The sequence below is a fragment of the Psychromonas hadalis ATCC BAA-638 genome (genome assembly GCF_000420245.1).
Taxonomy (GTDB): domain Bacteria; phylum Pseudomonadota; class Gammaproteobacteria; order Enterobacterales; family Psychromonadaceae; genus Psychromonas; species Psychromonas hadalis.
Window position 1 is genome coordinate 1 of the sequence record NZ_ATUO01000216.1, and the last position, 5,053, is coordinate 5,053.

Below are 5,053 nucleotides of genomic sequence, written 5' to 3' on the forward strand. Positions count from 1 at the left end.
TTCACTGGTGGTTTTACCGTATCGTTTGGCAATCACCGACAGAGATTCACCGCTACGCACTTTGTGCACCGTTGCTTTTATTGGTGTATTTACAGCAGAGCTTGCTAGGTGATAACCACGAGTTGGAATTTTAATTTTTTGTCCAATCGCAAGCGAAGTAGAACGGAGCTTGTTATAATTTTTAAGTTCGTTAGTGGTTGAACCATAACGTTTTGCAATCACAGAAAGTGATTCACCGCTTTTCACTTTATGCACTTTAACTTGTGTCAGTATCGATGTTTTCACTGGCACAACCATTATCGGATCACGCTTCACCACCAACTGATAATTAGAAGGGATTTTTAACACTTGACCAATTCTTAACGCGCTAGATTTTAAACGGTTATGAGATTTTAACTCACTTGCACTGACGCTGTAACGCGCAGCCAAAATAGACAGTGATTCACCACTGCGTACGGTATGTTTAATCGCACGTCTTTTTTGTGCAAACAGGGAGTCATGGGGAGGCGACTCTCTAAAGTGTCGATAGATCCCTTTGAATACGGCATTAGATATACGATTTTGAAAGTCAGCTTGATTTAATAGACGCTCTTCACGATGGTTAGTAATAAAACCCGCTTCCACTAAAATAGAAGGGATATAGGGCGATTTTAGTACCGCCAGACTTGCGCCAACGGGTTTTTTCTTATGCATTTTAGTGATCTGCTTTAGCTCTTTAGCCACTAAACTTCCCACATCCGAGCCCACTTGCATGGAGTTGGATTTGGACATATCAAAAAACACTTTATTTAAAAAAGGCACACTGCCAGCACTTTTACTTGACTCACCTTTACCACCGAGTAACTCAGAATGCACTTCATGGCGTTCCATACGACGACCCATTTCAGAGTTTGCACGGCGATCTGATAATATCCAAACCGATGCGCCACTTGGCTGGCTAGAACTAAATCCATCGGCATGAATTGAGACTAAAAAATCTGCTTTACCGTTAACCGCGAGCTCTGAACGTTTATTTAAATTAACGTAATAATCGCCCGTACGAATTAAAAAAGCGTTCATACCTGCTTGTTGATTAATGCGTTTTTGTAAACGTTTTGCTATTTGTAGGGTGATTTTTTTCTCGTAGCTAAACCGCCCAATCGCCCCGGGATCATCTCCACCATGGCCCGCATCAATGGCAATAATAACATCTCGCCCGACACGAGTTGGCTGGGTATTTTTTTGCGTTTTATTGGGTTTTGGCACAATCTTAGGCGCTTGATGAGGCAAGTCAATAACCAAACGGTGTCCGTAAGGTTTGGCTGGAGGCAGGGTAAATATTTTTGCTTTACTTGGCTGTTTAAGATCAATAACAAGACGATAAGTGCCCTTGCTCTCGCTGCCACTTTCACGAATATTTTTTACCAACGGCCCTTTATGCGCTATTTTTTTAAGATTAATTTTACTGGTGGTTGATTTGATATCAATCACTAAGCGATCCGGTCTTTTTAGATAATGGATCTCATAATTTGGCTTAGTCATGAGATCTAATACAACACGGGTATTATCCGGAGAAGGCCACGCACGCGCACCTTTTAATTGATTAGCGTGCACACTGCTAAAAGCTAATAATAAAAAGCTAATAATAAAAAGTTGTTTGATGAAAATATTATGGGTTAATTTCATAGTTTTTGTAATACTTGCCTGCCTATCTCTGTATTTGCTTGCAGTTCAATTAAACGTTGCTCACCTTCGTAACGTAAGGTTAAATCAATATCAGCAACGGGCAAAACACCTTCGCCACGCTCAGGCCATTCTACAAGACAGTGACTATTATCAGAAAAGTAATCACGAATGCCCATAAACTCTAACTCTTCAGGGTCACCCAAACGGTATAAGTCAAAATGATAAACCTGCCAATCGACCAATTCATAAGGTTCAACTAAAGTATAAGTCGGACTTTTAACATGACCTTTATGCCCTAAACCTTGTATAAACCCGCGGGTTAATGTGGTTTTTCCTGCGCCTAAATCACCGTGTAAGTAAATACAAGTTGCTTTGTCACATGCGCCACTTAAACGCCCACCAAAAGCAACGGTTTGCTCTGCATCACTCAATTTTTCTTTAAACTTGTTTACCATTATGGATTAACTAACTTCCTGATATATGGGAAAAGATCACTTGCTAACAACCCTCGTTCATCCGATTTGGCAGCTGCGTCAGCGGCTAAACCGTGGATAGAGACCCCTAATAGTGAGGCTTGTAGCGAATCTAACCCTTGTGCTAATAATCCCGCAATGATACCAGAAAGTACGTCCCCCATGCCACCACTTGCCATTCCGGGATTACCAACATTTGCCACATAGACCTGTTTACCATCACAAATTAGCGTTCCCGACCCTTTCAAAACCACAATACCACCAAAACTACGTTGCAAATTACGCACTGCACTAAAGCGATCTTGTTCAATTTTACTGATTGAACAACCGAGCAAAGTCGCAGCTTCTCCTGGATGCGGTGTTAATATCCAGCTCTCTTTCCATGCCGGTTTATTGACCAAAAGATTCAAGGCATCAGCATCAATCACCGTGGGCAGCTCACTAGCAAGCACATAATCAAGCAACGTTTGTGCCCATTCATCTAAGCCAAGACCGGGCCCAATCGTCAACACTGTTGCCCAGTCTCGAATCGCACTACCATCAAAGTGATCAAGTTCAACCCCTTCCCCCATCAACTCGGGTCGCCCCGCCAGAATAGTTAATAGATTTTCAGGCAATGTTAATACCTTTACTAAACCCGAACCACAGCGCAATGCCGCTTCCGATGCCAAACGCGCGGCCCCGGGCATACCTTTGTTGCCACCCACCACCAATGTTTTACCAAAAAAACCTTTATGGCTGGTACGCGTACGTGGTTGCAAAGCATCACTAACATCAGAGTAGGTAACACGTGAAACGGTGCTTTTACAAAGCGATGTAAACTCTTTTTTGATGCCTAACGCAGAAAAGTAGATCTTGCCACAATACTCCGCAGAGCGTCCCGTAAACAGTCCCTGCTTCAAACCCACAAAGCTGATCGTCGCATCAGCATTAACCGCCACATCCGCAATCGCCCCCGTATCGGCATTTAATCCAGAAGGAATATTCACACTTAATACAGGTTTGTTGGTTTGATTTATTTTATGAATCAGGCGTTGATACTCCGCGCGCACCGTGCCTAATAACCCCGTACCCAGTAGTGCATCAACAATTACATCGGCAGCTTCAAAATCAGCCTGCTCAATACTATCAATTACCCCTTGTTCAATACGCCATGCATTACGTGCTTCAGCAGCCTCTGCCACTAATGTCGAGGCATCGCCCATTTGGCAGAGCTGTACATGTAAACCGGCATCTTTGGCAATAGCGGCAAACACATAACCATCACCGCCATTATTGCCACTCCCCGTTAATACCAACACACTTGTCGCATCGGGGAAGTGACTTTTAAATACTTGGTAACAAGCCTCCCCTGCGCGTTTCATCAAGCCGTATAGCGTTGTCCCCGCTTGTTCTGCAGCCAACTTTTCAAAATCTTTTATCTGCTGAGCACGATACAAAGAGTGTGGTAAACTGCATTTGATTTTTATCTGGTCAGAAAGCATGTTTTTTGTCCTATGCGCTATTGGGAGAAAATAATGGTTGAGAACAACATCTGCACTGATCAAGTCAGTTTTGATCAGATCGATTTAATTCAGTTATCTGAAAATATCAAGCTCTGGGGCAAAGCGCTAGGTTTTCAGCAAGTGGGTATCGCAGATATCGATCTCAAACAACATGAAGCCAAATTACAGCAGTGGTTAGACAACCAATATCACGGTGAGATGGATTACATGGAAAAGCATGGCATGAAACGTGCTCGCCCTGCCGAACTTCACCCCGGTACATTACGCGTTATCTCAGTGCGCATGGATTACCTGCCCGACAACGCACAATTTGCACGCACGCTTAAAAACAAAAACAATGCTTATATCAGCCGTTATGCCTTGGGGCGTGATTATCACAAGGTATTACGTAAACGTTTAAAGCAACTAGGACAAAAAATTGAGCAACAAGTTGGCAAGCTTGGTTACCGTCCTTTTGTTGATAGCGCCCCCGTTTTAGAGCGCCCATTAGCAGAAAAAGCGGGGTTAGGATGGACAGGTAAGCACTCACTACTCATTGATTCCAAAACTGGCTCATGGTTTTTTATCGGCGAACTGATGATTGATTTGCCCCTGCCGGTTGATAAACCTGTAGAAGAAAAATGTGGTGCATGCGTGGCATGTATAAAGATATGTCCAACACAAGCCATTGTCGCCCCTTATGTGGTGGATGGACGACGCTGTATCTCCTATCTGACTATCGAATTACAGGGACCAATCCCGATTGAATTTCGCAAAGCGATTGGTAACCGTATTTATGGTTGTGATGATTGCCAACTTATCTGTCCGTGGAACCGTTTTGCAAATATCACTCAAGAAGCCGATTACCAAGCGCGTCATCAACTTGAAAAACAGCCACTACTGGATCTATTTGCATGGAGTGAAGCGCATTTCTTAACCACCACCGAAGGCTCACCGATTCGTCGTATCGGTTATTTGCGTTGGTTACGTAACATTGCCGTGGCACTGGGTAACGCCCCCACCAGCAAGGCGATTGTTGAAGCGCTTAATGAAAAACTTAAACACAGTGACTCTGAGCTGTTAAACGAACATATCAGTTGGGCACTTGAGCAACATGCACTACAAATTCCTATTGTTAACGAGCGCCTAAATAATCGTTTGATTAAAGCGATTGAGAAAGGGTTGCCAAGAGATGCTTGATGGCTTGTTTAATTAACTGATCTAGGACGTGCTGCTTTAGCTGCGCCAATAATAAAGGCGAGACTAAAGTCTCACGTCCAAAAAAGATCATAAATTTAGTAGAATAGGTATTATACCAATTACAATAAATATCTGGTCTATTTTACTGGTTAAAACAACTCACTTCTACGTTGTAAGTTTCGCAAAGGGAACAACCATTTACGTCAACTTACGCCTTGAATTAAGCTGTTT

Annotated in this window: 4 protein-coding genes; 1 reads left to right on the plus strand and 3 read right to left on the minus strand. The window is 43.0% G+C overall.

The window, feature by feature from the left end; genetic code table 11:
• The 3 genes from G322_RS0117520 to G322_RS0117530 all read right to left on the minus strand — a co-directional run.
• A partial coding sequence (locus G322_RS0117520) for an N-acetylmuramoyl-L-alanine amidase (RefSeq protein WP_022942998.1) occupies nt 1-1,665 on the minus strand: 1,665 nt, incomplete at its 3' end.
• Complete coding sequence (gene tsaE / locus G322_RS0117525; protein WP_022942999.1) at nt 1,662-2,120, minus strand: tRNA (adenosine(37)-N6)-threonylcarbamoyltransferase complex ATPase subunit type 1 TsaE; 459 nt, start codon at nt 2,118-2,120, stop codon at nt 1,662-1,664. The genes G322_RS0117520 and tsaE, both read right to left, overlap by 4 nt.
• Complete coding sequence (locus G322_RS0117530) at nt 2,120-3,622, minus strand: bifunctional ADP-dependent NAD(P)H-hydrate dehydratase/NAD(P)H-hydrate epimerase (RefSeq protein WP_022943000.1); 1,503 nt, start codon at nt 3,620-3,622, stop codon at nt 2,120-2,122. Before G322_RS0117530 ends, tsaE begins: the two co-directional genes overlap by 1 nt.
• A gap of 33 nt (nt 3,623-3,655) precedes the next feature.
• On the opposite strand from G322_RS0117530, the gene queG reads away from it, so the two are divergent.
• Nucleotides 3,656-4,822 carry a tRNA epoxyqueuosine(34) reductase QueG gene (gene queG, locus G322_RS0117535; protein ID WP_022943001.1) on the plus strand — a complete coding sequence of 389 codons (1,167 nt, stop codon included), beginning with the start codon at nt 3,656-3,658 and terminating at the stop codon, nt 4,820-4,822.
• Nucleotides 4,823-5,053 lie beyond the last annotated feature (231 nt).